This is a genomic window from Ruoffia tabacinasalis, from assembly GCF_042652985.1.
Classification (GTDB): domain Bacteria; phylum Bacillota; class Bacilli; order Lactobacillales; family Aerococcaceae; genus Ruoffia; species Ruoffia tabacinasalis.
In genome coordinates this window covers 1-1,682 of sequence record NZ_JBHSHQ010000001.1, presented here as the reverse complement: position 1 = coordinate 1,682, position 1,682 = coordinate 1, and the positions used below count along the sequence as shown (strand labels likewise).

3 protein-coding genes are annotated in these 1,682 nt (G+C 35.9%); all 3 read right to left on the bottom strand.

The features are described from left to right. Positions 1-40: 40 nt before the first annotated feature. A complete protein-coding gene (locus ACFO5Y_RS00015) occupies positions 41-349 on the bottom strand; it encodes a helix-turn-helix domain containing protein (RefSeq protein ID WP_231606985.1) in 309 nt (102 codons plus the stop codon). Positions 350-394: 45 nt separating this feature from the next. Further along, a complete protein-coding gene (locus tag ACFO5Y_RS00010; protein WP_002316688.1) occupies positions 395-949 on the bottom strand; it encodes a recombinase family protein in 555 nt (184 codons plus the stop codon). Between the two features lie 245 nt (positions 950-1,194). After that, on the bottom strand, positions 1,195-1,682 hold a 488-nt coding region (locus ACFO5Y_RS00005), incomplete at its 5' end, for an HAD-IC family P-type ATPase (protein WP_380706305.1).

Below are 1,682 nucleotides of genomic sequence, written 5' to 3'. Positions count from 1 at the left end.
TACTATAAAAAAATAGTAGTGAGAAATCCACCGTCGTGGTTTACTCACTACTAATCTTAGTATGTTTTTTGTTTTCAAATATAAGCTTTTTAATTTCTTCTTGTACATTTTCTTCTACTTTAAAGCTTCCTGAATCCGAGCGCTTTCTTCGGATCAATCCTTTCAACCCTGATTGTTGATATTGATTTACCCAATGGTATAAAGTTCTTTTTGGAACCCCTGATTCTTCAGCAATATTACTCAAACTTTCTTCATGCTTAAGATAAGGGGCAATCACTTGATATTTATCCATCGCATTTTGTCGTAGTTCTTCTGAATATGAAGTTAATGGAGGAAGTTCTTGGTTCATGAGAACACCTCTTTCCCACGATTAAATAAAATTAATCGTCAATTTTTATTTATCCAAGTAACGATAAAGCGTTGACTTGCTGATTCCTGTCATCTCAACAATTTCTTTCACACTATATTCCTCACTTTTGTACAATTTTATTGCTCGTTCAATATCTCGTTGGTTCACAGGAGGACGCCCGCCTTTTCGCCCTCTAGCTCGAGCACTTTTTAAACCTTCTTTTGTGCGTTCAACAATCAAATCTCGTTCAAATTGACTAAATGCTTGAAACACAGTCATCATAAGTCGCCCTTGGGGAGTGACCGTATCAAAATTCTCTTTTAAGCTGATCAACTTTACATTATGTTCTTCAAAGTAATTTACAAGATCAATTAAATCTTTTGTGCTGCGCCCCAAACGAGAGAAGCTTTCCACGATAACTGTATCATCTGGACGCAATTTATCTTTCAGCCGATTTAATTGCGGACGGTTAGCTTTGGTTCCCGTCATTTTTTCGGTCAGTATTTCGTTGCAGTTATGTTCATTGAGCAAATCCAACTGACGAGACAATTCTTGTGATCGTGTACTTACCCTTGCATACCCATATATATACCCACTCATAATCCTCTTCCTTCTCTATTTTGATTTTCTCAATTGTATCATAAAGGGTGGGTAAAGATACGTAGATAAAGAGCAAAGTTTTGGCACTAAAAAACCCTTCTTCTAGTCTATAAAAGTTGTTATTTAAAATCGTCCCATAATCGATTGTTTTTGATACTAACTGATTTATAAAAATATGCCTCTAAAGTTTCCAAAACTTCAGAGGCATATGAAAACGAGAATTAGTTAATATTTGAAACAGGTTATTAATTTTTGATAGGCTTAGAATTAGACCTTAACAATCGAAGCCCATTCAGAATAACAACCAATGTACTTCCTTCATGAATAATGACACTGATCGCTATATCTGTTAGACCTAATAAACTCACTACTACTAAAAAGGCTACGACTGCCATTGAAAAAAGAATGTTTTGCCAAATGACACGATTCATTTTAGAAGAAATTTCATGAGCTTTAACCAATTTAGATAAGTCATTCTGCATTAGAACTAAATCAGACACTTCTACTGCTACATCTGTTCCGTCTCCCATGGCAATCCCTACATCTGCATTCACAAGGGCTGGGGCATCATTTACACCATCACCTACCATTGCTGTTACGCCGTATTTCTCTTTTTGCTCGTCTATAATTCGAGATTTATCTTCTGGCATGACATTCGCGATTACTTCATCTATTCCTAATTGTTTAGCGACTGCTTTACCCGTCATTTCTGAGTCACCAGTAATTAATGTGG

Coding starts and splice junctions, on each gene's coding strand:
- ACFO5Y_RS00010 (WP_002316688.1), bottom strand. CDS start 949: ATGAGTGGGTATATATATGGGTATGCAAGGGTAAGTACACGATCACAA.
- ACFO5Y_RS00015 (WP_231606985.1), bottom strand. CDS start 349: ATGAACCAAGAACTTCCTCCATTAACTTCATATTCAGAAGAACTACGA.